The following is a 25,997-nucleotide window of genomic DNA, read 5'->3' on the forward strand; positions in this document are numbered from 1 at the left end:
GCAGATTGCCCACCAGGAGGTCATTTAGAGGTTATCAGGTTCACTCCGCGCTGTACCTCGCCGGCCCGCTTGATGACGGCTTGGGACGCGTTACCTCTCGGAACGGGATCCCCTTCTTCGTCAGCCACTTCGTAATCGTCTCGGGAATGGGATTCTCGGAGATGATCTCGAATCTAGCGTTGTTCTCTCTGGCGATTTTCACCGCCTCGCCCATCTTGCCCTTGAAGGATTCCATCGTTTTGGAGTCCTTCAGCACCCTGTCCCAGAACGCTCCCGATTTGGCTTCGTACCAGGTCTCGACCTCCCCCTCGAAGCGCTTGCCGTCGAATTGGCGCTTGCCTACTTTGAAGTCACCCTCATGGCCGAATTTCTTCCAGAGGAATCGCTCGTACTCCGATCCGCCTTCTTGTGCGAGCTGGCCTCTGGATTTGGCCACCTCTTCATTGCCCGCACTGCTGCTACTGCTGTTGCTGGAGTTTTGGGAGCTTTCCGTGCCTTCTCCAGCTGCCGCCTGCACGATATGGCGGATGTCGTTGAGGAGACCAGACGCGCCGAGACCCGCGGTGGTGGCGCCGACGGTGACGGCACCGGCCCCCAGTGCCACGGCAGGTGCTCCGGCCACACAGCCCACGCCGGTCAGGCACGCAGCGCCCCCGCCGAAGGCGCTAGCCGCGCCCGCCATCATGGTGGCCCATCCGGCTGCCGCCTCCGCTCCGTGCGCGAGGATGGAGCCAGCACTCCCGGGATCGGCACCGAAGGCAGTAGCTCCGCTCAGGTCGTCCCAGAAGTCGTGCCCGTCGATCTCGATGTTGGTGATGGGGTTGCCGCCGGTGAAGGCGTAGCGGTTGGCGGTCCAGGGGTCGAGTCCGAGGCCGAGATCGGCCAGGGCACCGTTGTAGCTGTCCAGGTTGAGGAAGCGGTTGAGGTTGGGGTTGTAGTCGCGGAACCCCATGTCATACATGCCGGTGGAGTTGTCCCAGCGCTTGGCATTGAAGCGGTAGGGGTTGTACTCCTCCTTGGCGGTCGGGTCGGCGGGGTCGGGTTTGTCGACGCCGGTGAAGAGTTTGTCGTCGTTGCTGCCGTAGGCGGTGTAGCCGTAGGTGGCGCGGGTGTCACCGGCGTCGGTGGTGATCTGCTCGACGTCGGTGTGGGCGTTGTAGCCGTAGTACGACGACTCCTCGCCGCCGGTGCCGGTCACCTTGACCTGGGACAGGCGTTCGCCCCACGGGCTGTACTGGAAGGACTTGGTGAGCTTGCCGGCGACCTCTTCGTCCAGGACCTCGCCGGACAGGCCGAGGTAGGAGTAGGCGGTGGTCTTGGCTGAAGCCGAGCCGTCCTTCTCTGTCTTGCTGGTGGTGCGATCCAGCGGGTCGTAGGTGTAGGTGGTCACCGTGGAGGCGCCGTCGCCGCCGAGCTTCTCGTGCCGGGTGACGTGGTCGAAGCCGTCGTAGGTGTACTTCTCCTGCACCTTGCCGCCGCCGGTGATGGTGCGCAGCCGGCCGTACGGGTCGTAGTTGTAGGTGCTGGTGGCTCCGTCGGTGACGGAGGTCATCAGGCGGTTGCGGTCGTAGGTGAAGGTGGTCTTCTTGCCGAGGACGTCTTCTTCGTAGACGTTGCTGTTGGCGTCGTGCCAGTACGTCTCGGTGCTGGCCGTCCCGCCGGAGACCGGGGTTTTGACGGTCTTGGCGATGCGGTCGCGCGGGTCGTAGGTGTAGGTGAAGTCGTGTTCGAGGTACGCGCCGGGGTTGTCGGCGTTCTGGATCTTGGTCAGGTCGCGGGAGCGGTGCAGGTTGCCCTGGTAGCCGATGGTGTGCTCGGCGACCACCGTCTGGTTGGACTTCTTCTCGATCGAGTGCTGGAGCAGGCGGTCGAGGAAGTAGTCGTAGGTGACGGTGTTGCCGTTGGCCTTGGTCTCGGTGAGGCGTTCGGCCTTGGGGGTGTAGGTGTAGCTGGTGACCTTCGGCGCGGTGTCGGTGGCCGACTTCTTGTTGACGACCTGGTCGACCAGGTCCCGCACGTCATACCGGTAGGTGGCGAGGGTCTTGTCGTGGGTGCGCTCGGTGACGGCGCTGTTTTCGTTGTAGGTGTAGGTGGTGGTGTTCTTCAGCACTCCGGCGAGCTTCTCCTCAACCTTGCTGATCTGGTTGAGGCCGGTGTAGGCGATGTCCCAGACGTCGATCTTCGCGGTCGGGGAGCGGTCGTCGATTTTGGTGAGATTGGCGTTGGCGTCGTAGGTGTAGGCGAAGTCCTTCTTCTCCGCGTCGGTCTCACCGCTGTTGTCGCGCACCAGCTTGACCGCGTCGGCGACCACGCTGCCGTTGGCCTCGTCGGTCAGCGTGATGGTGTGGGTGTTGCCCGCGGTGAAGGCGAACGAGCCCAGCTCGACCCAGTCGCCGGTGTTCTTGGTCTGGTCGACGATGGCGACCTGTTCGCCGCCGTCGTGCTTGATCGTGTACTTGGCGTTGGTCGCTGTCGCGCCGGCCGGGTACTTGACCTGCACCTTGTAGCTGCCGGGGGTCGGGGTGGTCAGGCCCCAGGTGAAGGAGGACTGGCCGGTTCCGGCGGGGGCGGTGGCGTAGTCGTAGCCGACGAACCCGGACGTCGCCGTGGCGGTGACGGCGGGGCCGACGATGTTCGAGGAGGAGGCGGTGCCGGTTCCGGCGAGGGTCCACGAGCCGACCGCGGTGACCTGGCCGATGTCGGAGTTGTCGCCGAGCACCACGTCCAGTCCGAGCGGGACGCCGTCGTCGGAGTGGGTCTTGAGCTTGCCGTCGGGGTAGTAGGACCAGTCCAGGGCGCGCTGGCTGGAGCCGCCTGCGGAGGTGACGGTGCGGTTGATCTGCAGCCCAAGCGGGTTGTACTCGTAGGTGGTCTTGATGTCCCACTGATCGATGGTGGTCTTGGACCAGCCGTTGTCCCAGTAGGTCATCGAGCTGACGTTGCGGATGCTCTGCCCGTGCGAGGGCGGGGCGGAGATCTCCTTCAGCCGCGAGACCTCGTCGTAGACGTACTTCACCGAGTCGGGGGTGTTGTACTTGGGGTCGTCCCGATCGAAGGGGTAGATCTCCTCCATCGGACGGTTGAGCTTGTCGTACTTGGTCTCGGCGATGAAGTCGGTCGGGTCGTCAGCGGTCTCCACCCCGCGCGGGGTGACGACCTTGGTGCGGTTACCGACCTCGTCGTACTCGAACTGGGTGACCGTGTACTTGATCACACCGTCGGTCTCCGAGTGCGGGACGTGGGTTTCCTCGACAGCGCCGCGCCCGTCCAGACGGATGAGCGTCTTGTTACCGTCCTGATCGGTCTGGCCTTCGACCAGGCCGTCCAGGTCGTAGTCGGTGATGGTCTGGAAGCCCGCGGCGTCCTTGACGTGGGTGACCCGGTGGTTGCGGTCGTAAGCGTAGAAGGTCGTGAAGTCGGCCGCGTCCGCGGTGGTGTTCTTGCGCGGGTCGACGACCTTCTCCACGTTGCCGACGTTGTCGTAGGTGTAGGTGATCTTGTGCTTGTATGGCTCGGCGTTGAGGACGTCGGTCAGCTGGTAGATCTTGTCGTACACATACGAGGTGGTGAAGTCACCGGCCACGTCGGGAGTGAGGTTGCCCTTCGGTTCCGTCCGCGTCTTAAGGTTGCCAGCCAGGTCCCAGGTGTAGGTGGCCTTGCGCTCGGGGCCGCTGTCGAAGTCCTTAGGCAGGTTCGACTCGATCAACTGGTCGGCCTGGTCGTAGACTGCGGTGGCCACGGCGCCGTTGGGGGAGGTCATCTTGACGGCGTTGTCGTTGAAGTCGTAGATCGGGGCCGGGGTGACGATGTACTCGCCCTTGTCCTGGTCCTTGGGGACCTTCGACTCCAGCGGACGCTTGAACAGGTCGTAGGTCTGGGTGGTCTTCTTGCCCAGCGCGTCGGTCACCGACAGCACGTTGCCGCGCTTGTCGTACTCGGTGCTGGTGGTGTGGTCGCCTTCGGCCGGCGTCTCCACGCCGAGGGCGTCGGTGATCTTCTGCGGGTAGCCGGTTGGGTGGTAGTCGCTGAAGACGGTCGGGTTGCCGTTGGCGTCCGTCGATTTGATCAGCTGGCCGACCGGGTCGTAGTCATAGCTGGTGGTGTAGTCGCCCTCGGTGGGGGAGGCGACGCCGAGCGGGTCAGTGACCGTCTTCAGATTGCCCTTGGCGTCGTAGCCGAACTTCCACTTGCGGCCCTCCGGCGAGGTCTTCTCGACCAGATCGGCGACATAGCCATTGAAGATGGCAGGGGCCTCGTAGCCCAGCACGGTGGGAGCGGTGCTGTTGGCGTTGGCCTCGGCGTCCTTCAGCTCCAGCGGGTAGCCGGTCTTCTGATCGAAGACCCAGGTGGCGTACGCGCGGTTGTCCTCGGTCAGCTTGACCACGTTGTGGTCAGGGTCCCAGGTGAGGGCGGTGGTCTCGTTCTTGGCGTTGAGGATTGATTCCGGCCGGCCGTAGGCGTCCAGCACGTACTTGGTGGCGTGCTGGAGCGGGTCGGTGATGGTGGCGTGGATCATGCCGCCCTGCGGGCCGTCCGGGTCGACGTAGTCGAACTTGGTCACCCCATTGAGGCGGTCGGTGAGGGTTTCGACCTTCCATAGGTCCTTCGGGTCGACCGGAGCCGTGTAGTACTTCAGCTTCGTGGCGTTGCCGCGCGGGTCCTCGATCGCGACGAGCTTGACGTTCTTGTTGCCCTGCAGGGCGTCGTAGGTGAAGCGGAACGTCTTGGCGCCCGCGTCGCCGAAGCCGTCGACCATCTTGGCCATCAGGCCCTTGTCGGTGTAGGTGAAGGTCACCTTCCGGCCGGCGATGTCGGTGATGGATTCGACGTTGTCGATGATGTGCGGGCTGGTCAGCTTGGTGTCGCTGACCTCGGCGCCCTCATCGTTGATGTAGGTGTAGTCCTGGCCCTTCTTGTAGTAGGTCAGCCGCAGCGTCTCACGGGCTGCCGCGTCGGTGATGTACTGCAAGAACTTGGTCGGCTTGTTGTTGGACTTACGCCGCTCGTAGGTGAACGACATGGTGTTGCCGTTCTTGTCCACGATCGCGGACTGGAAGCCCTCCTCATCGAAGACGAACTGGGTCCGGTCCGGCTTGGTGAACACCCACTGCCGCGTCGGGTCCTCGGAGTAGCGGGCCGGGTCGGCCGCGTCGGCCACCCGCTGCAGGTACAGGTGCACGCCTCGGGGGTGCTTGTAGTCGCAGGTGGTCGGGCGGCAGTCACTGACGTCGAGTCCGTGGGTGTCCAGCGTCCACACGTGGGTGGTGCCGTCACCGTCGATCAGCCGGACCTGCTGGGGCCAGAACCGGTGGCCGCCTGGCGGGTGGAACTTCAGCTGCGAGCCCAGCTTCTGCAAGGTCGAGGTCTGCAGGCTCCAGCCGTAGCCGAGCGAGGCGGTGGATGTGTCCAGGCTGTTGTAGGTCATCCGGACGAACGTCTGCACCCCGCGGGAGGGGTTGGTGAAGGCGTTGTAGTTCCACACCACGTTGCCCGCGTACGGGTTGACCAGCGCGGTGGATCCGGCGCCGGTGTTCTTGCCGGTGTAGGCGTAGAACTTCTCCGCCCCCAGCAGGTCGCTGGTGGGGGAGTCGATGCGGATCTGCTGCGGCAGCTCCGGCAGGTGGTGGGTGGCCGACTTCCAGTTGTTGGTGAGGGTGTCCTGCACGTCCCAGACCAGCTGCATGCCTTCGGCCTTGTTCGTGCCGTCCCCGCTCACCGCCGGCGCCTTGACGTCCGCGTCCACCTGGACGGAGGCTCCCGGCGGCAGGTCGTAGGGCAGCGCCGTCTTCAGCTGACTGTCCGGGGTGGACACCTCCGTGCCGTCGGGCAGCTTCCAGTGGTAGGACACCGCGGTCGAGGCGGCCGGCCAGGTCTCGTTGGTGGTGTTGGTGACCATCACCGAGATCTGCTGGGCGGAGGTGGTGTCCATCCGCTCCGGGGTGCCGGGCGCGTAGAACGAGCGCACCGCTGCCGGATCGACGTAGGTGACCCGCAGCTTGGGCCGCAGCAGGCTCTCCTCACCTTCGGAGGCGAGGAAGGAGAGCGACTGCTTGGCCGTACCCGCCTCATTGGCGACCTTGACCAGCACGCCGTGGTTGGAGGCCGGGGTGGCGGTCCAGGCCTTGGCGGCATCGGTGACCGTCCACCTGCGCCAGCCGGGCTGGCCGGCCATTCCGGAGACGCTGCCGAGCACGGCCGGGTCGAAGTCGCCTCCCGGGCTGGTCCACGGGCTGTTCCACGTGGCGCTCTCGTCGAACGCCTTGGTCAGCTTGTGGACGTCGAAGCCGGCCCCCGATCCGCTGCCGGTGGTCTGCCACAGGGACAGCGACGCCTGGCTGACCTGCGCGTCGGCGGGAATCTGGGTGGCATAGTCGTCGAATTTGACCACGGCGCGGGTGTTGCCCTGCGCGGTGGCGGTGTTGGCCGCCCGGATCCACTTCGCCCCGGACAGCTGGTCGTGGCCGGTCGTGGGTTCGCCGGAGGCTAGGGTGGTGTCGGCGCTGCCGGTCAGCACCTTGGAGATCATGCCGGGCTTGGGCAGCGGCACCCGCAGCCGCTGCGACGGCACGGCCTGGCCGTTCTTGAGCACCGCCTCGACCCAGTAGGTGGCCTCGTGGATGTACCAGTCGGAGGCCGCATCGGAAGGGTCGGCGCCGCTGCTGGTGTCCACATACGCCGTGGTCCCGGGTTGCAACGCCGCTACCAGCGTGTCCACGCTGCGCCTGGTGGTGCTGGTGTCGTAGCAGCCCGAGGGGCAGATGCGGTGCAGCCGGTATTCCGCCAGATCATCGGATGCGTCGGCGGGGGTGGGATCGGTGTAGGCCGTCCATTCCAGCGACGCGCCCAGCGCAGTGGTGGTGGTGACCGGCTTCAGGCTCACCGACGGCTTGCCGAAGGTGACGACCAGCCGGGGGAAGGTCGTACCGTCACCGATCATGCCTTCGCCGCCGAAGACGTCCTCGCTGGCGTGATAGGCCACACCGGCGACCGGGGCGGTCTTGGCCTCGTTGGCGGCCTTCAGCATGATGCCGTGCATCGGCGCCTCGACCGTGGCGTACCAGGCGTTGACCATGCCGGTGACATCGAAGGAATGCCAGCGCGACACCTCGCCCGCGTTACGGATCACCGAGGAGGCCACGGTGGAGGAGAAGGTCGGCTGCCGGTTCCACGTCGTGGACCCGATGTTGGTCACCCAGTCGGAGGTGATCTCTCGAGCCTCGATCGTCACCGGCGCGGCATCGCCCAGTGACTGGTCGAAGTACATCTGCAACTGCGCCTGGTCGATGCGTGTGCCGATCGGCAGCACGTCGGCGTCCGGCGGGTTGAAGTACATCAGCGAGCGCTTCACGCCGCTGGCCGACTTGCCGACCGGCAGCATCCACGAGGAGACGAAGTTGCCGGTGGCCGCGCCGGCGTCAACGTAGGTGTCCTGGGTCGGATTCGCCCAGTCCGGCAGGTTGATCGTCGGGTCGATCACCACCGGCCACTTGCGCTCCGGGGCGGCGAGCCACGCCGCGTCCGGGGTGAGCGTGATCGTCGCCTCGCTGCCCTGTTGCGTCACCGCCTGGGTGACCGCGTCGGAGTAGCGCTTGCCGTACGGCGAGGCTGCATCCACCTCGGAATCGATCATGAACGGTTTCGGCACGGTGAAAGCCGGGGTGCCGTCGTCGCCGTTGAACGCGATCGAGCCGTCGGCGTTCTGCTGAGCGCTCACCCCGCCGGTCTTGACGGTGAACGAGTACGCCGTGCCGGAGGCGGGCGGCTTGGACAGCACGAGGTATTCCTTCACCCCGCTCGGGGTGACCGTGTACACCAGGTCGGTGCCATCCCACACGCCCGGATAGGTGACGGTCGAACCCTTCACCACCGGGGCGACCTGCTTGGCATCGCCGGCCACGCCGAAGGTCAGCTGCCGCTCACCGAGCTTGATCTTGGCGAGCTTGTCGGTCTTGTCGCCGAACCGGGTGGAGAAGCCGGCCTTGTCATTGCCCTGGACGAACCCGTCCTCCGCCACGGCCTCGATGCGGGTGTCGACGTCCTGCCACCTGCCGTCGGCGTCCTTGTAGTGCACCGGCCGGGTGGACAACTCCAGCTGAGAACGGCCGTCCTCCAACTGGTAGACCTTGCCGAACAGCGACCGCTTACCGGCCTCCTCCTTCACCCGCTTGCCCGGCGGCTGCTTGGCCGCCGAAGCAGGCGCGGCGGCCCGGCTGCCGGGCAGGGTGATCTGCTGCCCGCTGGGGCGGATCTCGCCCTTCGGATCCTCGGTGAACAGGCCGGCGATGCCGCCGCTCACCCAAGAGGCCAGCTGCGACACGAATCCTGCCTCGTGGGGGGCGACAGGAGTCTGTGCTTGGGCCGGGATAGCGGGCGCCGTCGTGATCAGCAGGACCGGAGTCAGAGTCAGGACGGTAGCTCGGCGCAGCCGTCGGCCGGTCAGCCAGGGAAGACGGGGGTGGGATGCTCGGCGGTCATGGTCGGTACGGGTGGGGGGTAAAAGGCGCACGGAACTCCGCTCACGAAGGGATAAAGGGGATGTAAAAGCGTCCTGATCAAGCCAGAAAAGCGCACATTCGGTCAAGATCTACGCATCGTGATCATCCACTCCATGCGAACGTGTGTTCAACTCTCGAAAAGCGGTATCCACAAGGGGGAATCGCCCTTACCGGACATGCGGGACGACATGTGGTCAACCATGACTGTCTGTAAACATCCCAGGTCGCGACGAATCTATCGAGATCAAAACGTGATCGAGACTCACAGCCAACGTGCAGCAAAATGAGCGGAGCTTCGGGTGTGACCAGGCATTTTGAGGGGTAGAGCGCGCGATCTCTTAAACCTCAGGGGTCCTCCTGGCCCACGACTCACGACCGCGCACTGCCGTCAGACAACCGGGCCAGCGTTGAACACCCACCAAGCCGCCGTGGAGGTGACCGGTGGTCGTCGACTGGCAGGGTGCCGCAGTAGCGGGCCGGGCGGCCGGTGCGGGCCTGGGCGATCGGCTTACTGCACACCGGGCAGGACACCGGCGCCGACGTCGGAGCCAGGGCCGTGTTCGCCTTCTGGCCAGGTGAGAGACGGGGGTGATGACGGGGCCGGCGAGGCCTTCGCCGCCGCGGCGGCCGCCTTTTCCTTCGCTGCTTTCTCCTTGGCCTCCTGCTTGGCCCTGGCGGCGACCTGCTTGGCCCACAGCTTGGCCAACCCGCGCAGGCCGGTGTTGACCTCGGCTCGATCCCACTTGGCCGGGTCCCACCGGGTGGTGCCGAAGACGTGCTTGGCCACCTGGTACTTCCAGCCCTTGCGGTGGCGCAGGGCCCGCATGTGCTCTTCGTAGCCTTCCGGGCCGCCGCTGTCTTCCGGCGGGCAGGCGCGGCCGCCGCCGCTGCAGCGCGGGTAGGTGGTGTTCCTGGCCGCCCGGTGGACCTTCTCTACCTCGACGTCGTGGTCCCAGCAGTCGCCGAAGTCGTAGCGGTAACCGAGCCAGTCCCCTGCCCGGGGGATCAGGGCGGCCAGCGTCACCTTCGTCTCGTCGCGGGCGTTGTCGCCGTACTCGGCATCGCCCTTGCCGAACAGGTGCAGGTGCTGTTGCTCCCAGCCCATCGCGACCTGGATCACCTCGTGCAGCTGGTCCAGGGTCGCCGTCGACGGCACGTGGACGCGCCGCCACACCGGCGGGTGAACCTCGCGCAGGGTGACCTTGATCTGGTGAACGGTGCTCGCAGTGCCCACGGCGGTCACCGTATCGACGTGATCATCACGGAGTCAGCTGATCGCGGGCCTATCAGGCATGCGGAACGAAATTGCGTCGCGTGTCGGCGGACCACCGCAGTGGTCCGCAGTCACACGTCGGCGCCCTACTCGTCCTCCCCTGCGCCCTTGCCGAGCAATCGGGGCACCGTCCCCAAGGTGATCGCCCCGGCTGTACCGGCGCTGAGGAGCGCGGCAGGCCAGTCCGCGGCGGTGGCCAGGACAAGCGCGCAGGTGATCGCGGCCATCACCACGGTGGCCAGCAGGGTGAGCAGCGCGGCAAAAGAGAACATCTGATTCTCATCCTTCAGCAAGAGGGGGCGAATAGCCGGTGACCGTCAGGTCATCGGCCCAGAAAGTGATCAACTCCTCCGCGGTGAACCGACCGAACGGGGGCGTGAGCGGGATACGGCCGCTCTCCAGTGCCCAGATCGTCACCAGCAGGCACGCCATCTCCTCCGAGGTGCAGGAACAGTCGTGCTGCCGGCAGCCGCCGGGCCGCTCACAAGCACCCGTCCGAGCGACCCGGGCGACGGCCGGCGAACTGGCCGGACGGGCGGCGGACTGAGTGTCGGTGGCGGTGACGCACGGCATCGAGTGCCCTTCAAAGGTCGGGGGAGGTACGGCGGTGATCACGATGCCTGCCCCCGGTGCGCCGCCACCAGCGGTTCAAACAGGGTCGAACGAGGTCGACGCGGTGCGTGCGGACATCGGTGTCGGGCCGAACGGACCCGGCCGGCCTCGTGGCCGGGAGCCGGGACCGTTCGACCTCGTTCGGCTTCGTTCGACCCGCGTCGGTGCCGACCTGGTCATGCGGTGTGAGCTGGCCTGCCGGAAGGCAGGCCATTCCGAACCATCTCGAATACTTGATCGACGCGCGGCTTGCCCCGTATCGGTGGCAACATGACTGACGTCACGATTCGTTGAGCCCCTCCCATCACGGCGTGACTCCCCCATTCCGTGATCACGAATCGGGCCAACAGCGATGACCCATGAGCAAGGCGCCGCCCTGCGCGCTTTCATCGCCCAGCTCAACGAGCTGCGCGACCAGGCCGGCGAGCCGTCCCTGCCCTTCCTGCGCAAGCTGTCTCGCGGACCGCTGCCCAACGGCGAGCAAGGGCGCGAGCTCGCCAACAGCACCACCCAGGAGATCCTCAGCGGCAAACGCCGTCTTCCGCCTTCCTGGGCCTGGGTGGTTTCCTTTGTCGCGGCCTGCCACGAGGCGGCCCGCAAGGGGAACCTGGACGTCGGCCCGATGGACATGGCGATCTGGAGGACCCGCTGGCTGCACGCCAAAAACTCCGGCCGGGCGGCCACCATCCCGGATGGTGGCCCCTTCCCCGTCCCTCCTGCCGGGGCCGGCCTCGCCACGAACTCCCCGGCCGACCAGCTGACCGCCGAGGAGTTGATCCAGTGCTACCTCGACACCCACGGCCGCGTTGGCGCCCGTCTGGCCCGCCTGGCCGTCAACGGGGACGCTGATGCGTGTTTCGAGCTGGCGCTGCTCACCTTGCTGCGCGGCTGGGGCCACGACGGCATGGCCTGGCTGGGCCGCGCCGTTGATGCCGGCCACGAGGGCGCGATGGCACTACAGGACGCCCACGACCTGCGCACGCAGGCCGCTGACGTCGCCTACCGGCACGGCTGCGCGCTCGAGGCCGGTGGCGCCACCAGAGCCAGCATCGCGCACTGCTTCTACCGGCTCGCTGCCGAGACCGGCCACCCCGAGGCAGTCGCGAAGATCACCGGCATGACCACACCGCCACACCCGACCCCATCGGCCACGCCGCTGCCCGCCCCGGTCTCCGGCGTCTCCTTCACCGAGCACCTCCCCGGATTACTGGATGACGCCTGCGCCGACCACCGGTCCTGCCGGTTCGGCTTGTCCTGGCATGCGATCGAATCCCTGCCGGAACAGAGCATCAGCATCCCCGCTAGTGACCCGCCCGCCCCCAGCGGCCTGATGCAGAGCCCCGTACGGGTGCCGGTAAGGCTCGTGTCACTAGCCCCCGTGACAACGAGGATGTTCCCCAGCTCAACGGCCTCGGACTTAGCGGACAGAATCTGATCGTTTCGGGTCTGTCTGATCGGCTATGGAGCCGTGACCAGCCATAACGTCCAATAAACAACCGTTTTCGGGACTCCTTGTCGATGGCGGTCCCCACAGGTCATCACGGTGGACGTAACAGCGCTTCTGCCTACCCGTACGGGCCTGGTGAGCGAGTTCGACGAGCCAGACCGGAGCGGGCGGTCGGCACAGCGCCGTGACCCCGGTCAGGAACTGCCGGTCCTGCGGTTGATGCTGGTTGGAGCGGTGCTCGCCTTGGTGATGAGGACCGCGAAGCAGGCGCTAAATGGATGCCATCTTGACTGGGTGGCAAGGTACAGTTGAAACCAGCTAAGTACATGCGAAGCCCCGGACGCGAACCTGGGGCAGACAGCAGAGAACCCCGGTCACTCGCGAAACTCCCGAAACTCGCGGTGAGATCTCACGGTGTGATGGGCGGTTCGGCAGCAGGGTGCTGGCTTTCGTCGCCCACTGCGGTGGGCGCTGGCGCACGACGAATCCCGGCGGTGCGGGCGGCGTGGCGCCAGTCGGCCGCGACGGCCTGGTGGGGGGGCAGCCGGAATACGGGAGAAAGACACCGCGGCCGGATGTTCCTGCTGGTTAGTGGCGTCGGCGGGGTGGGGCGAGGTGTTCGGTGACGGCGGCGATGGCTTCGCTGCCGGGCCGGGTGTAGCGCATGGCGGTGCGGGGGTTCTTGTGCCGGGTCTTGGCCATGATGAGCTGCAGCGGAACTTCGGCGTCGCCGAGGTGAGTAGCGGCGGAGTGGCGGAGCTGGTGGAGGTTGAGTCCGGCGTACTTCTCTAGCAGCACCCGGGCGCGGTCGTAGCCCAAGCGGGCCTGGCCGGTGTATGGACAGATATCGGCGGCCGCGGGCCGTCGGGCAGGGACGGGGCGACGTTCGGACTGGAACAGCGGCCCCCGGGTGCGCTGCGTCCCGTCGGGCAGCCGGAGCAGCCGGGGCAGGAGATGGGCGGTGCCGGTGTCCCAGTACACCCATTCGATCGCCCCGCCCTTGGATCGGATCGGCGCGCGGCGTCCTTCGAGGTCGAGGTCTTCGACGTTGAGGGCGAGGATCTCGGCGGCGCGGGCGGCGGTTTCGTAGAGCATCCGCCACAGGGCCTTCTCACGCAGCGGCACGTCCCGGCGCGACAGCAGCCGGTGGATCGTCGTCTTCGCGACCGCCTTGGTTTCGTCCGGGGTCTCGCGGCGCCGTTCGACATCGCCCGGCACTGACGGGGCCACCCACCGCTTCTTCGTCGCGCACCAGGTGAGCCAGGAGGAGACCGCGGCCCGGTTGCGGTTCCACGTCGCTGGCGCGCGCTCACCCCACAACTGGGTGAGCGCAGCTCCGACCTCGTCGTCGTCGACCTCAGCCAACAGCCGGCTCGCACCCAGAACCGTGGCGGTCCGGTCGATCGCCGAAGCGTAGGCGCGATGCGTGTTCGGATTGCCGATCCGGTTCGTTGACAGGAACTGCTCGGCGGCCGCGGCGAGGTCGACGCCGTCGCCACGCAGCGGCGAGACCTTCCGGCCTGCGGCCGCGCTCACACCGACGACCGGGTGATGTACCGGATAACGTGCGTGAGTGGCGCACCGTCCCGGGGAACGAATCCCCTGCTCGACCATGGCGGCTGGCAGGTCATGTACGTGATAATAGACTGTTATCACGTACATGGGCGGTGCGTGTCATAGGCGCGATAGGTCGCGTCTTTGGCCGAGATACCAGTTGCTCGTCTGGTTAACCTCGATGGTGATCTTCAGGACTTCGGGACCGGTGGAGACGGTCTCCGCCAGGACCTCGCCCTGGGGAGAGATGATCATGCCGGGGCAGTGCTGGAGGGTGGCTTTCGGCGGCCAGGGCGTTGGCGGCGTCGGTGATGTCATAGGCAGTGAAGTAGATGGTGCAGTCGGCGAGCCCGCAGCCCGTTTCTGCCAGTTCGGCACCCCCAGCACGCGGGATGAGGGTCAGGCGGTGGTTGAGCGCGTCTGCGCCTCGCAGCCTTCCACCCTGCGCATATGCGGCGAAGGTCGCAGCGGCCCGGAAAATTGACGGTGGCGGATGATATTCGTCGGGCATGGACAGGCTGCCGGAGAAACTCGGGTTCGACTGGATCGACGACATGTGCCTCAGCGAGGGGGCATGCGTAACCTTCACCGAGCATGACGATGTCAGGCATGTCGCTGCCGCGTTCGGCGGGCGCATGGACCATGCCGTCCTCATCGAGGGAGTACGGCCGCTCGACGAGGCGCTGGGCGTCGTCGAGGAGCGGTTCCCCGGCACCTGGGTGGGCAAGGGCCTGCCTGTGGCGCTGTTCGCCCGCCTGTCCGGGTGGGTGATCACGTTCGAGGACAACGGCGGTGAGGGCATCCGCAAGGAGATTCTTGAACGAGCATCAGGCACTTCCCGCGCGGCCAGTGTCTTCTGGAACGTCAACAGGGTGACTCGTGGCGCTTTCGCCGAGCACGGGCGAATTCTGGCGGAGGTGTCAGACGGGATACCCGTGGTGCACGGTGCTGGCGACGGCCGCATCGACGCGGCACTGGAGGGGTTGGACGGGGAGGACCCGTTGGGCTTCTTGTTCACGCTGTCCGCCCGGTTGACCGGGCAGGTGTTCACCCCTGAGTCGCTGAACGGCGAGTTCCTGGCCGTCCCGTTGGTCCCATGGCCGCAACCGGACGCTGACGGGCGGCTTCTCAGGCCGGAATTCGACGGGGCGCTGGGCGACGCGCTACGTTCCGCGGGTGAGGGCTCCCTGCGGCGGGCCGCGCTCGCCGCAGCGCGGTACGCCGTCAGTGTGGCGGGGATCTCCAGCCATCCGGTGATCATCGACACCCTGGCGGCCTGGCCGGAACGGCCGGCGCTCCTGGAGCGGATGGCCCGGTCGGTGGGATCGCGGCGTGCCGACGATCCGAACCGGATACCTCAGCAGGCGCGGCCCGCCCGCGCCGAGCCCACGCCGGCCGACGACCCGGCGGGCGGTTCGCTGCGCATCGCTCTCGAGGCGATGCGCAGCCTGCACCGCAGGCAAATGGGATATCCGGAGGGCGTGTCCTCCTCCGAGCCGGGGCATGCGATGGCCGTCCAAGCACTCGTCCAGGCGACGGAGACGTCCGCTCCGGCGATCGCGGCGTACCGCGCCATCACGTACGCCGACGAGGCGCGGCGGGAGCTAAGGCACGACGTGACGGAACTGCGCGAGGCCGTGATGCGGGCGTTCGCGGCATCGTAGCTACCCGCCCGGCCACGCACGTGCTGGCTGCGTGCGGGCCGCTCCACCACCACGCTGGAGGGCGCGCACGCTCCGGCTGCGGGCCCGGTAGGCGCGTTGCCTGGCAGGCGTGCGAGCAGTACACCCGGGGACGGCCGTGGCGCAGCCAGACTCCGCGCGCGGATGCGATGCATCATGCCGTCAGGTATGGAGTAACACAGGCCGATTTGGTCGGCGTTGACAAACGCCGTCTTGACACCACGACGACTCAGCTGCGCATACACCTCCCAGCCAACCGAGGACTTCCCGACACCCGGAGGCCCGACGGCAACAGCAAAGGGACTGTACGGTTTTCGGTGTAACTCCTGATCAAGGAGAACGCACCTGATGAGTACTGTGATCCAGGCATCGACGGAGATCGACCTGGAGGACGCCGCGGTGGCGCGCAAGAAGCCGGACAACTCGACGGATCGGGAGCTGGTGGCCAAGCTGGTCGACCAGGCGCGGGCCGAAGGAGTCGAACTGGTCGGGGAGAACGGGCTGCTGGGCCGGCTGACCAAGCTGGTACTGGAGTCCGCTCTCGAAGGCGAGATCACCGACCATCTCGGCTACGACAAGCACGAACGCTCCGGCGGCGAGACGGGCAACACCCGCAATGGCAGCCGGGCCAAGACCGTCATCACCGACGTCGGGCCGGTGGAGATCACCGTCCCCCGCGATCGGGACGGCAGCTTCGAGCCGAAGATCGTGCGCAAGCGGCAACGACGGCTGTCCGGGGTGGATGAGATGGTCATCTCGCTGGCCGCCAAGGGCCTGACCACCGGCGAGATCTCCGCGCACCTGGCCGAGGTTTACGGCGCTGAGGTCTCCAAGCAGACCATCTCCACCATCACCGACAAGGTGCTGGAGGGGATGGCCGAGTGGCAGAACCGGCCGCTCGATGTCGTCTATCCGGTGATCTTCATTGACGCTATCCACGTCAAGCTGCGTGAGGGCCAGGTCGCCAACCGGCCGATCTACGTGGCGATGGCGGTCACCGTCGACGGCGAGCGTGACATCCTCGGGCTATGGGCCGGCGACGGCGGAGAGGGCGCCAAGTTCTGGCTGCACGTGCTGACCGAGATCAAGAACCGCGGCGTCGCTGACGCGCTGATGGTGGTCTGCGACGGCCTGAAGGGGCTGCCTCAGGCCATCGAGACCGTCTGGCCGCAGGCGGTGGTGCAAACGTGTGTCGTTCACCTGTTGCGCGCCAGCTTCCGCTACGCCGCCCGCCAGCACTGGGACGCCATCGCCAAGGCCCTCAAGCCCGTCTACACCGCCCCGACCGAGGCCGCCGCGCTCGAGCGCTTCTACGAGTTCGCCGAGACCTGGGGCGGCAAGTACCCGGCGATCGTGAAGCTATGGGAGGACGCCTGGGCCGAATTCGTGCCCTTCCTCAACTTCGACACCGAGATCCGCCGGGTGATTTGCTCCACCAACGCCATCGAGTCGGTCAACGCCCGCATCCGGCGGGCAGTCAAGGCCCGCGGCCACTTCCCGAACGAGCAAGCCGCGCTCAAGTGCGTCTACATGGCCATCATGAGCCTGGACCCGACCGGCAAGGGCCGCAAACGCTGGATCACCCGCTGGAAAGCCGCTTTGAACGCCTTCGCCATCACCTTCGAAGGCCGCCTGAACCCGACCACCCGATAACTAATCAAGATCGAGATACACCGTTAACTGGACACACCCACAGCAAAGGCAATTCGCCGCCATCAGGTGGGTGAGGCGCCGAACAGGACGCGCGGTTCCAGGTCCAGCCGGGTGGCGGGCGCCTGGTCGGGCGGGGTGAGGTTGAGGGTCCAGTTGCCGAACCGCCGGATGGTGTGGGTGATGTAGGGCGAGATGGTGGCCAGGTCGTCCAGGTCGACGGGGTGGCCTTCGGCGGCCAGGGCGTTGGTGGCGTCGGTGAGGTCGCAGGCGTTGGAGTAGATGACGCAGTTGGCGAGCAGCTCGTTGAACTTGACGACCTTTTCGTGGTGGTCGGGGTCGTTGTGGCTGATCAGTTTGCCGCCGAACATCAGCCAGTCGGCGAAACCGTGGAAAGCCTCGGTGCGGTTGGTGATGGCGGTGATCTGCTCGCGCAGGGCCGGCTCGGACAGGTAGCGCAGCAGGGTGATGGTGCGGATGGCGCGACCGAGCTCCCGGAAGGCGCGATACAGGCGGTTCTTGCGGGAGTGGTTGCCCAGGCGGCGCAGCAGCGTCACCGACGACAGCTTGTTCTCGCGAATCGAGATCGCGGTGCGCAGCAGGTCGCTCCAGTGGGTCTCGATCAGCTTCCAGTCGACCGCCTCCTCCCCGAATAGGGAATCGATGTGCTGATAGCGGACCTGCTCATCCGGCCGGTAGAAGACCAGGTCATGCCAGTTGCGGATGCGTGGCAGCAGGTCGAACCCCAGCAGGGCGCCGAGACCGAAGACCGGCAGTGACTGGCCTTGGGTGTCGGCGTGTACGGTGTCGGGCTGGACGTCGGAGGCGTTCTTCGACAACCCATCGATCAGGTAGACCGCCTCCCACACCCCGCAGGGGATGAAGCGGGAGAACAGCGCGATGTAGGTGTTGGAGACGAGCCGGTAGGCGATGCCGCCATAGCCGCCGTAGCGGATGGAGGTCTCGGCCAGCAGGTTGTCATCCCAGGTGTCGATCTGGGAGCCGTCGGCCGCGGCCGTCTTCCCGTCACCCCAGACGCCGGCGACGTCGAGCTGGTTGAAGGCGTTGATGACATCGACCGACGCGGCGTCGATTTTGCTTGCGGTGGTGTGCTTGTTGCCCGCCAGGCTCAGCTCGTGCACGCTGACCCGGCCCCGCATGTGCGCGGCGACCTGGGTGGGGCCCAGCAGGGTGCCGTGGGAGAAGGCGGTCAGCACGTAGCGGCCCATCGCATCGCGGATCTTGGGATCGGAGCCGGAAGCCGGTCCGAAGTGGCGGTGCCATCTCAGCAGGTAGGCGGTGCGTGTAAGGATGTCCAGCAGCGCTCGCTGAGGCAGGCGCTCGTGGATCGCCGCTTCCAAGGCCAGCGCCGAAGGGCGCCGTTCGGCGCCTTTGCGGCGGCGCAGTACCGGCCGCCCGCCTTCGAGCAGCAGATCGGTGTTGCCGGGGTATCCGGCGTCGACCTCTGCGGCGACCTCAGCGAGCTTGGAGCGGTAGTACGCGGTCAGCGCGCCCGGTGCGGCCGGGATCCCGGCCTGGGCGCAGAACGCGGCCACCAGCGGCTGGCACTCCTGCCATGACATGAGCTGATCATGCAGGTTGGCGTAGGAGTCAGACCCGGCCACCGCGATGTCGCCCGAGCGTAACTCGGCCGCCAGGTAGGAGAACACGCACACCTCCAGGTGGCGGCGTACCAGCATGCCGGGCCGCTTCTTGTCCCGCAGGATCTTGCGCCACATGCCCGAGGCGAACGCCTCCACGTCGATCGACAGCGTCACCGTGACCGGCTCGCCATCCGGGCCCGGCTGCTGCTGCGCCATCCGCTCAGGCACCAGCGCCGCCTTCGCCCCGCGCAGCGCGCGCAGGAACAGCACTGCTTCCAGCACGCTGCGATCGGCGCTGGTGGATTCCAGCTCGATCGCCTCCACCAGCGTGAACAGCGCTGAACGGTGGGAGCGGTAGTGCTGGTCCAGCAGCGGCAGATAGTTGTTGCCGTGATGGGCCGACACGGCCTCGTGCGCAGCCTCCAGCGCGTCCAACCCACCGGCCTGTTCCAGAGTCTTGAGCACCAGCCGCCCTGCCCGCTCGGCCATCCCCGCGTCGGGCGCTGCCGTTCGGCCATGCTGTCCGGGCCGGAGCCGGTGGCCTCGCGGACCACCGACAACACCTCGCCGAGCACGCCCAGCAGCCGCTCGGACTCGCTTCGGTGCGCCTCGCGGAGCAACTCCAGATGGTCGCGCCCCTTCTTGTGGATCGCCGCCATCCGTTTGCAGAACATCGTCACCACGTCGTCGCGGACCCCGGTCGCCACCGTTTGCGCGAAACACGCCAGCAGCGTCAACTGCTTGGCCTGGCCGACCTTACGCATGTCGGCGGCGTCGGTGACACGGGCCTCGCCCGCGAAGTGCGCGATCTTGCCCGGAGGAATCCCCTCCAGCCACTCCTGGGTCGGCCCGATCGCGTCGATATCGGCCAGCAGCGCCAGGCGCTGCTTGAACTTGCCCAGCGACGCGGCCTTGGCCACGTCCTTCAACCGGTCGAACTCGCTGCGCCTGCTCACCGGATCGACCACCAGCAGCCGGGCCAGGCGGGTCTGCGCAGCCCAGTCCAGCCGCCCGGCGACCAAAGTGAACATGCCCGTGTTCACCTCGGTACGGATCGCCGAGGCCATCGAGTCCAACGTGGTATAGCCGGGCAGCTCACACCGCTCGCGGACCAACTCCTCCAACGCCACATTGATCAGATCCGCTGGATTGTCCTTGCTCTGGGCCTCCTTGCGGATCGCCCCTTCGGCGATCCGCCGAACCCGAGCCGGCTCATAGGTCACCTTCAACCGCTCGCGAACGAACGCGCGATGCCGGCTGGCCGTCATAGGCGCGGCCCGCTGCAGCTCCACCTCATCGGCCAACCTCAGTGCTCCACGAATATGCGCGACAACGATCGGCGGGACATCCGCGATCTTCGGGAAGTACCCCAGCCGCTGGTAGGACTTCAGCCACACCGCCAGCGCCAGCAGATGATGCTCGTCCTGAGTACGGCTCCGCGCCCACTCCACCTCGGCATCAGTCGGGGTGAACACCTCGGCCAGCTCACGCGCTGACACCACCCGCCCAAACCGCGGATACGCGGTCCGATCGATCGAGGTCACGCACAACCCCCGAGACCGTCACCAACACGATGACGACCACCTTAACGATCAACCTTCAGACCGCGGTGTCTTTCTCCCGTATTCCGGCTGCCCCCCTACCTCTAACGTGCTCTACCTTGAAGTCGCTGGGTCGCAGGGGCGCGAGCTCCTCGTGGCGGCGGTCCTGTTCCATCTGCACGGTGGTTCGTGCTTCTTCCGCTGACTTCCTCGCAGCCCTCGCAGACGTGGCCGAGAAGTAGAGAGCAGCAACCGCGGCAAGGGCAGCGACGATGGTCGCGAGCGTATCGGCATCCACCTCCTGGGAAGCTACCGAACCGCTGCGCCCGCACCATGGAAGCACACGCCGTGACCGGGTTGGACGTTAGTTGTGCGATGCCCTCATCATGCCGGGCCGTGAACTTCCGCCCCGGTCTGTGTGTCTGCGGATCGGCCGCCGGATTCGTTGCCCGAATATCCAGATTCATGCAGATAGTCCGATTCGCGTAGGCTCGTCGCATGGTGCTCTGGTGCTCTCCCAATGGCTACGAGGTAGAGCACATCATCCTCAATGGCAGAGAGTGCCTCCGCGTCTCCCACTGGGTCGGCGGCCGACACTACTTCGTCGCCTACTGCTGGCACCCGCGCCAGGTCGCGCAGCACGTCAACCTCGCAGATCTGGTTGAAGTGGTCGACCTCCAGCAAGTCAGGGCAAGACGCCGTTCCAGAGACCGCGCGTGGCGGTAGCACCGATGCTGGCGTCATGGACGCGTGCGACATCCCCCACGCCTGAGCCGAGAGGAGTGGGCCGACCTCACCGCCGAGGAGCGGCTGGCCATGCTGCTGGTCGACGAGCCCCGCCCCGACGCAGTGCATGAGCGGGCGCTGGAGGCGTTCGAGGGGTGGCGTCGCCGCGGGCCGGCCTGACTGAGCGCCCTCACTCCGTGCGGGGTGAGGGCGCTCATCGTCGTGCAGGGGTGGGTCGGCGCGTTGCTGAGTGCTGGCGAGCGTTGAACGGAGCGGGTCGTCCTGCTAGCTACCGCCATGTGTATGTGACGGGGTCGCTCCACGGGCCGCAATCCGAGCCGAAGGTGCCGTTGTCGCAGCCTTTGAGCCAGAAAGTGATCTCACTTTGCTGCGTAGAGTGACCGCTGGTGGTCGAGCCGAAGTCCATGACATCCCGCGTGTTGACTGTGAACTCGCCGCTCCATGGGGTTGTCCGAGCGACGTCGCGCTGGCGGACCTTGTTGCCATCTTGCGGGTTGACCACGACCCTGACGATGTAGAAGTCCCAGTGTGTGCCCATGTGGTGCCACTTGAGCGTGAAATTGCTGCGGTTGCGGCTGTTATCGATCACGGTCAGCAGGGCTTCGGGCCCTACGGCTGGCGACCAGGCGATCGTGCCCCACGTGAAAGCCCGTTGTACTCCGGACCCGTTCGGGCGTTCTTTCCCGCGGCAGCCGAGGGGGCCGTTCTGGGCGCCCAAGGAGCGCCAATGGTCGGTGATCAGACTGGACGTTGGCCCGGTGACGCGGCCTATGCACTTAATAGGCTTTGTAGAGGTGTGTGCCGCAGCGGGTACTGCGAAAGCTGTCGCGGCTGTCGCGATGGCGGCGGCGAGGCCGAGGAGCGAACGGGTAGCGCGGGCCATGAGGTTCCTTTCAGGCGAGGTTCGCTTGTGCGTCTCATGTATACGGACACCCACTTTCACCTGGGCAAATGTTCCTTGATGGCGGCTTTCGGGGCGCCTACTGCTGCGAGCTGCCCCCTGCCGCGGCAAGCCATCAGGGCCTCTCCGCCCCGGCCTTCCCGCGTGGACTGCCGTGTCCCGGCGTGGGTCACTCGACCTCAAGCGCCGATGATCGAGAGGTCTGATCTGCGTCATCGGGCGGCGACGTGCTCGCTTCGGCCTGGCGGGCTGCCGGAACAGTGGATGCCGTGAACAGTGAACGCATGTTGCGGATCGCGTTGGTGGAGCGGCTCCTAAGGGACGCTGTGGCGCTCACGCTCCCTGGTCAGCCGTTGCAGGCCGGGGACGACGTCACGGTGACGTTCCGCGGGGTCGTGGGCGGTGCGGAGCTGACGGCGGAGGCTGTCGTGCAGCGGGGCGGCGAGCTGGTCGACCGGGCGGTGCTCGACGGCGAGGACGGGCTGCTGTTCCTGTTCCGCTGGTGTGATCAGGTCGTGGAGTGACCCTGACGGCCTGGACGCGGACAGCCCCGGCGGCCCTCCGCTCCCGAAGGTGTCCCCGGCCCCAAAGTAGCTGTGTGAGTAATCACGATTGCGGTTCGTGATCGTCACGGAGGGGTGAATGCGGCTGGCAAGTCCGGGTTTCTGCTTGATCGTGCGCCGCCTCCTGCTCATGCTCGGCGCGGACCGCGAGCAGGCGCCCGAGGAACGCCTCGCAGCGACGCAGCGGGCCATGAAGGCATACGCCGAGTGGATGAGCAACCCCACCTCTGATGCAACCCGAATACGGCAGAAACGGCCGTGGGACGGCGTGCCGCTGTTCAGCGTCGAGCCAGCGCCTGGTCGGCCAGACCGACAACGCCTACTTGGTGCAGCCATCGAACGTCTGCGGGACAGCCCATTTTCGTGTCGGCCTGGTTTCCATGGCCTAGCCGCAGGCACGAGTCCCGTCGCCTCGGCCCGCTCCTCAGCAGTCTGTGAGCGGTCGGCGCAAGCGCGCGAGACAATCAGGAATGAGGCTTGGATGGTTGCGCCTGCGGGGGGTGTGCAGCTATGGAATGGCGGCAGTCGGTGTTCAAGACCCTTCTGCTAGAGCGTGTCCCGTGGATCATAGGACAGGGTCACGGAGCCAGATCCTGATCGAGGCGACGTCGATGGTGCCCTCGTAGATGCGTTCGCGCTTGTCGGTGCGAAGGGCCACCGCGCGGTGGCCCTTGAGCTTGTTGACGCACCGCTCGGCGGTATTGCGCTCCTTGTACCGCTCGGCGTCGAAGCCGGGCGGTCGCCCGCCCTACGCCCCCGGTTGAGGCGGTTGGCCTGCTGATCCTTCTTGATCGGGATGACCGCCTGGATGCCGCGTCGGCGCAGGTAGGCGCGATTGGCGCGGGAGGAGTAGGCCTTGTCGGCCAGCACACGTATCGGACGCCGGCGAGGACGGCCCAGACCGCGACGCCGGATGCGCACCCGCTCCAGGATGCGCCGGAAGTACGGGCTATCGCCGTACTGACCGGGGCTGATGATCCGGGCGATCGGCCGGCAGCGCCGGTCGGCGACCAGGTGAATCTTCGTGCTCCACCCGCCCCGTGAGCGGCCCAGCGCCTCCCGGCCCGTGCCCGGTTTGTGATCTACGCCGTCCCCTTTGACGGGATGTCGGCGGGCGGCTCACGACGAGCTCCGGCGGCATGCTGATGAGCGCGCGCCACAGTGGAATCCACACCCTCCGTCCAGTCCTCCCCCTCGGCCTCATCGCATCCAGCGCGCAGCCCGTCCAGGATCTTCTCCCAGGTTCCATCCATCGACCAGCGGCGATGCCGGTTGTAGACGGTCTTCCAGTTCCCGTACCAGGGCGGCAGGTCACGCCAGGTGATGTTGGTCCGGACCCGGAAGAAGACCCCGTTGATGACCGTTCGGTGATCGGCCCATCGGCCGCCCTGCCGAGGAATTCGGCGATCAGATTGGCGGGTGGGTAGGCGATCAGAGTTCCGACGATTCCCTGATCGCGGTGGTCGGCGACCAGCACCAGGGAGGCGTGCAGATAGGCGCGTACCACGTAGCTGCCGGCGAACTGGGTCGCCATGTGCCGTTGGAAGCCGGATTGCCCCTGGCGGAGGCCCGCCCGCAGGCCAGCGCTGCTGAAGCCGCCGCGGACCGCCTCTGCGAGGGTGTCTTCGAGTCGTACACCGGCCAGCGGCGCGAGCTCAGCGATGGCGGGCAGATCGGCTGGAGTGGCTTGCCGTATCCGAATGCGCGGGGCGCCGGCCCACCCCTCGGTGAGCTTGCGTTCACTCAGTTCCGCTTCGGCTGCTGCCCGGCGCAGGCGCTTGCCTTTACTCATGGACGCACGATCCTTCCGGCCTAGGGACTGGGCGTGCTCACAGGCGGGGTTCAGGGCTGGCGGATGCCGTGGTACTCCTCGACCGGGATGGGCTTGACTCCTTGGCGCATGCGGCTGGTGTAGAGGCGGCCGTGCAGATGGTCGATCTCATGGGCGGCAAGGCGGGCCAGCTCGTCCTGAAAGGCGGTGATCGTCTGCTGGCCGTCCAGGCCGGTGTGTTCGATCTCCACGGCGAGTGGCCGGGGGACGATGCCGCGCACGTCGAAGAAGGCAAAGGCAACCCTCGTACTGCTCGTCGGTCTCAGCAGAGGCGTCGATGATGCCGGGGTTGAGCAGCACGATCGGGTCGACGTCGGGATCGGGCGGGACGATGATGGCGGCGGCCCGGCCGATGCCGATCTGCGGCGCGGCCAGGCCCATGCCCTTGCTGAAGACGTGGTGTTCGCGGACCCGCTGCAGCGCGGCGAACAACGCGTCGATCACCTCGCGGGCTTGGTCGGCCTCGGCTGGCAGATCGAAGGGCGTGGCGACGTCGTGCCGCCGATCCTGGCGGCGTGCTTGGCCATGCCGTTGTCGAGCCGGTTCAGCAGTGCCTCGTTCAGCACCTCGAACATTGCGATCAAGTCCTCGGCCAGCTGCTGGAGCCGGTCTCCTTTTGCTTGGTCGGCGAGGTCGGCTACCTCGAAGATGGCGCGGGCGTAGTGGCGGTAGGTCCACAGCAGTGTCGGGAAGACGTCACCCGCGGCGGTGAGCGCGATGGCCGATAGACGGGCTTCGCGGGTGACGGTTCGCCAATGCGTTTCGTTCATGTGTTCGAGCGTAGGGGGCGACGTCCATGAACGCTTGACGCATCCGATTCTGGGCTATCTGGACAGGTGCGATTTGTCCTGCACGGGGTAGGCCACCCGCAGGTCAGATAGGTATTACGGCATCACCTCCCCCCCGGGTGACGGGGGGCGAGGTGCGGCTCCAGGCGATCGAGCCCATGCGGGCAAAGCCCGTCGACCAACTGCCCAAAGGTCGGCCGGGAGACTACCTGTATGAACCGAAGTGGGACGGATTCCGCTGCATCGGACTGATCAACGAAGACCGCGGAGTGCATCTGCAGTCTCGGCGCGGGGCCCGGTTCAACGAGTCGTTTCCTGAGGTGCTTTGGGCTCTGTACGAGCAGCTGCCCGCCGGCACGATCGTGGACGGGGAGATCGTGCGCTGGGCGCCGGATGGGCGGCTCGACTTCGACGCTCTGCAGCGTCGCAACACGGCGGGCCGTCGCGCTGTGGAGCTTGCCCGGTCCGAGCCGTGCCACTACGTCGTGTTCGATGTCCTGCGGGCTTGCGGCCGTGACGTGACTGGACTGCCGCTGACTGCCAGACGCCGGATCCTGCAGAAGCTGTTCTTGCCCGTGCCGCCAGCATCGGTGCTCGCGTTGTCGATGCAGACCGACGACCCCGTCGAGGCCCTCGCCTGGTTTAAGTCACTGCACGTAGCAGGCATCGAAGGGCTGGTCATCAAACCCGCCAATTCGCGCTACGAACCCTCGACGCTGGGCTGGTACAAGCTCAAATACCGCGCCACGACGCTTGCTCTCGTCGGTGGCGTCACTGGCTCTTTCGCCCGGCCTGCAGAGCTGATCCTGGGCCGTTACGACGACGGCGGGTGGTTGCGCGTGGTGGGTCGCACCACCCGACTCGACGCCGCGGTCGCAGGCCAGCTGGCGCGCCTGCTCATCCCCGCTGGGCACGGCCATCCGTGGCCCGAGCGGCTGCCGCCCGGTTGGGTGGGCAGCCAGTACGGTCAACGCGAACCCCTCCTCTACCTGCGGGTGGAGCCGGTAGTGGTGGTGGAGGTTGCGGTGGACGTGGCCACCGAGCACCACCGGTGGCGGCACGCCGCGAGATTCCTCCGGCCCCGACCAGACCTGACGCCAGCTGACGTGCCCCTGAACCTGGATCTGGATCGTTGAGGCTGTGTCCAGCAGCACGGCCGGCCGTCGATCCCGGCGCGCCGTGGCCGCAGCAAGACGGGCGTGCGACCGCCAGGTCGAGAAGCTCGGCGACGTCGGAGGCAGCCGGTTCGGTGCGGACATCGCGCACCACCATGCCGCCAGCGACGCCGGCGTGCTCTCCCGCTGTCGGC

General features: G+C 66.8%; 20 protein-coding genes and 1 pseudogene. 7 read left to right on the forward strand and 14 right to left on the reverse strand.

Annotated features, from left to right (window positions below):
- Positions 1–40 precede the first annotated feature (40 nt).
- The 4 genes from H4W81_RS12795 to H4W81_RS12810 form a co-directional block, all read right to left on the reverse strand.
- Positions 41–8,317 carry a DNRLRE domain-containing protein gene (locus H4W81_RS12795; protein WP_192775022.1) on the reverse strand — a complete coding sequence of 2,759 codons (8,277 nt, stop codon included), beginning with the start codon at positions 8,315–8,317 and terminating at the stop codon, positions 41–43.
- 686 nt (positions 8,318–9,003) lie between these two features.
- The gene (locus H4W81_RS12800) at positions 9,004–9,729 is read right to left on the reverse strand and encodes a plasmid pRiA4b ORF-3 family protein (RefSeq protein WP_192775023.1); all 726 of its coding nucleotides are present in this window, start codon (positions 9,727–9,729) and stop codon (positions 9,004–9,006) included.
- A 125-nt stretch (positions 9,730–9,854) separates the two neighbouring features.
- On the reverse strand, positions 9,855–10,040 hold the full coding sequence (locus H4W81_RS12805) for a hypothetical protein (protein ID WP_192775024.1): 186 nt from the start codon (positions 10,038–10,040) through the stop codon (positions 9,855–9,857).
- A gap of 7 nt (positions 10,041–10,047) precedes the next feature.
- Positions 10,048–10,383, reverse strand: a complete 336-nt coding sequence (locus tag H4W81_RS12810; protein WP_192775025.1) for a hypothetical protein — start codon at positions 10,381–10,383, stop codon at positions 10,048–10,050.
- 349 nt (positions 10,384–10,732) lie between these two features.
- On the opposite strand from H4W81_RS12810, the gene H4W81_RS12815 reads away from it, so the two are divergent.
- A complete protein-coding gene (locus H4W81_RS12815; RefSeq protein WP_192775026.1) occupies positions 10,733–11,815 on the forward strand; it encodes a sel1 repeat family protein in 1,083 nt (360 codons plus the stop codon).
- A gap of 600 nt (positions 11,816–12,415) precedes the next feature.
- Here the strand turns inward: H4W81_RS12815 and H4W81_RS12820 are convergent.
- Positions 12,416–13,363, reverse strand: coding sequence for a tyrosine-type recombinase/integrase (locus H4W81_RS12820; protein WP_318781704.1), 948 nt, complete (start codon positions 13,361–13,363; stop codon positions 12,416–12,418).
- A gap of 527 nt (positions 13,364–13,890) precedes the next feature.
- Between H4W81_RS12820 and H4W81_RS12825 the strand changes: the two genes are divergently transcribed.
- Together H4W81_RS12825 and H4W81_RS12830 are read left to right on the forward strand one after the other, a co-directional pair.
- Positions 13,891–15,045 (forward strand): hypothetical protein, encoded by a 1,155-nt coding sequence (locus H4W81_RS12825; protein ID WP_192775027.1) that lies wholly within the window; start codon positions 13,891–13,893, stop codon positions 15,043–15,045.
- A 366-nt stretch (positions 15,046–15,411) separates the two neighbouring features.
- Entirely contained in the window at positions 15,412–16,716 is a 1,305-nt protein-coding gene (locus H4W81_RS12830) for an IS256 family transposase (protein ID WP_192775003.1), read from the forward strand.
- Positions 16,717–16,778: 62 nt separating this feature from the next.
- On the opposite strand, the gene H4W81_RS47040 is transcribed toward H4W81_RS12830, so the two are convergent.
- The 3 genes from H4W81_RS47040 to H4W81_RS12840 all read right to left on the reverse strand — a co-directional run bounded on the left by H4W81_RS47040 (position 16,779) and on the right by H4W81_RS12840 (position 20,542).
- Positions 16,779–18,533 (reverse strand): transposase, encoded by a 1,755-nt coding sequence (locus H4W81_RS47040; RefSeq protein WP_318782499.1) that lies wholly within the window; start codon positions 18,531–18,533, stop codon positions 16,779–16,781.
- Positions 18,488–19,861 (reverse strand): DUF4158 domain-containing protein, encoded by a 1,374-nt coding sequence (locus H4W81_RS47045; protein WP_318781705.1) that lies wholly within the window; start codon positions 19,859–19,861, stop codon positions 18,488–18,490. The genes H4W81_RS47040 and H4W81_RS47045 overlap by 46 nt, the downstream gene beginning before the upstream one ends.
- A 381-nt stretch (positions 19,862–20,242) precedes the next feature.
- On the reverse strand, positions 20,243–20,542 hold the full coding sequence (locus H4W81_RS12840; RefSeq protein ID WP_192775028.1) for a hypothetical protein: 300 nt from the start codon (positions 20,540–20,542) through the stop codon (positions 20,243–20,245).
- A gap of 66 nt (positions 20,543–20,608) precedes the next feature.
- On the opposite strand from H4W81_RS12840, the gene H4W81_RS12845 reads away from it, so the two are divergent.
- Complete coding sequence (locus H4W81_RS12845) at positions 20,609–20,764, forward strand: hypothetical protein (RefSeq protein ID WP_192775029.1); 156 nt, start codon at positions 20,609–20,611, stop codon at positions 20,762–20,764.
- Between the two features lie 109 nt (positions 20,765–20,873).
- On the opposite strand, the gene H4W81_RS12850 is transcribed toward H4W81_RS12845, so the two are convergent.
- Positions 20,874–21,194, reverse strand: a complete 321-nt coding sequence (locus tag H4W81_RS12850) for a hypothetical protein (RefSeq protein ID WP_192775030.1) — start codon at positions 21,192–21,194, stop codon at positions 20,874–20,876.
- 581 nt (positions 21,195–21,775) lie between these two features.
- On the opposite strand from H4W81_RS12850, the gene H4W81_RS12855 reads away from it, so the two are divergent.
- Positions 21,776–22,030 carry a hypothetical protein gene (locus H4W81_RS12855; protein ID WP_192775031.1) on the forward strand — a complete coding sequence of 85 codons (255 nt, stop codon included), beginning with the start codon at positions 21,776–21,778 and terminating at the stop codon, positions 22,028–22,030.
- Between the two features lie 585 nt (positions 22,031–22,615).
- Here H4W81_RS12855 and H4W81_RS50010 read toward each other — a convergent pair.
- On the reverse strand, positions 22,616–23,122 hold the full coding sequence (locus tag H4W81_RS50010; RefSeq protein WP_225959620.1) for a transposase: 507 nt from the start codon (positions 23,120–23,122) through the stop codon (positions 22,616–22,618).
- A 29-nt stretch (positions 23,123–23,151) separates the two neighbouring features.
- Positions 23,152–23,622, reverse strand: coding sequence for a transposase (locus H4W81_RS50015; RefSeq protein ID WP_192780767.1), 471 nt, complete (start codon positions 23,620–23,622; stop codon positions 23,152–23,154).
- Between H4W81_RS50015 and H4W81_RS12875 the strand changes: the two genes are divergently transcribed.
- Positions 23,529–23,885 (forward strand): hypothetical protein, encoded by a 357-nt coding sequence (locus H4W81_RS12875; protein ID WP_192775032.1) that lies wholly within the window; start codon positions 23,529–23,531, stop codon positions 23,883–23,885. The two genes, H4W81_RS50015 and H4W81_RS12875, sit on opposite strands and share 94 nt — an antisense overlap.
- Positions 23,886–23,911: 26 nt before the next feature.
- Here the strand turns inward: H4W81_RS12875 and H4W81_RS48525 are convergent, their stop codons facing one another.
- The 3 genes and pseudogenes from H4W81_RS48525 to H4W81_RS47055 form a co-directional block, all read right to left on the reverse strand.
- Positions 23,912–24,121 (reverse strand): peptide deformylase, encoded by a 210-nt coding sequence (locus H4W81_RS48525; RefSeq protein WP_318781706.1) that lies wholly within the window; start codon positions 24,119–24,121, stop codon positions 23,912–23,914.
- 67 nt (positions 24,122–24,188) lie between these two features.
- Positions 24,189–24,344: pseudogene (locus H4W81_RS49280) on the reverse strand (peptide deformylase); the annotation flags it as partial.
- Positions 24,341–24,670, reverse strand: a complete 330-nt coding sequence (locus H4W81_RS47055; RefSeq protein ID WP_225960919.1) for a hypothetical protein — start codon at positions 24,668–24,670, stop codon at positions 24,341–24,343. The gene H4W81_RS47055 and the pseudogene H4W81_RS49280, both read right to left, overlap by 4 nt.
- Before the next feature lie 152 nt (positions 24,671–24,822).
- On the opposite strand from H4W81_RS47055, the gene H4W81_RS12885 reads away from it, so the two are divergent.
- Positions 24,823–25,824, forward strand: coding sequence for an ATP-dependent DNA ligase (locus H4W81_RS12885; RefSeq protein WP_318781707.1), 1,002 nt, complete (start codon positions 24,823–24,825; stop codon positions 25,822–25,824).
- The last annotated feature ends 173 nt before the right edge of the window (positions 25,825–25,997 follow it).

This window comes from Nonomuraea africana (assembly GCF_014873535.1).
GTDB classification, from domain to species: domain Bacteria; phylum Actinomycetota; class Actinomycetes; order Streptosporangiales; family Streptosporangiaceae; genus Nonomuraea; species Nonomuraea africana.

What these genes read in the sequence shown, in the direction of transcription:
- H4W81_RS12825 (WP_192775027.1), top strand. Translation starts at nt 13,891, where the DNA reads ATGGACAGGCTGCCGGAGAAACTCGGGTTCGACTGGATCGACGACATG.
- H4W81_RS12830 (WP_192775003.1), top strand. Translation starts at nt 15,412, where the DNA reads ATGAGTACTGTGATCCAGGCATCGACGGAGATCGACCTGGAGGACGCC.
- H4W81_RS47040 (WP_318782499.1), bottom strand. Translation starts at nt 18,533, where the DNA reads ATGGCGCAGCAGCAGCCGGGCCCGGATGGCGAGCCGGTCACGGTGACG.
- H4W81_RS12805 (WP_192775024.1), bottom strand. Translation starts at nt 10,040, where the DNA reads ATGTTCTCTTTTGCCGCGCTGCTCACCCTGCTGGCCACCGTGGTGATG.
- H4W81_RS47055 (WP_225960919.1), bottom strand. Translation starts at nt 24,670, where the DNA reads ATGAACGAAACGCATTGGCGAACCGTCACCCGCGAAGCCCGTCTATCG.
- H4W81_RS12815 (WP_192775026.1), top strand. Translation starts at nt 10,733, where the DNA reads ATGACCCATGAGCAAGGCGCCGCCCTGCGCGCTTTCATCGCCCAGCTC.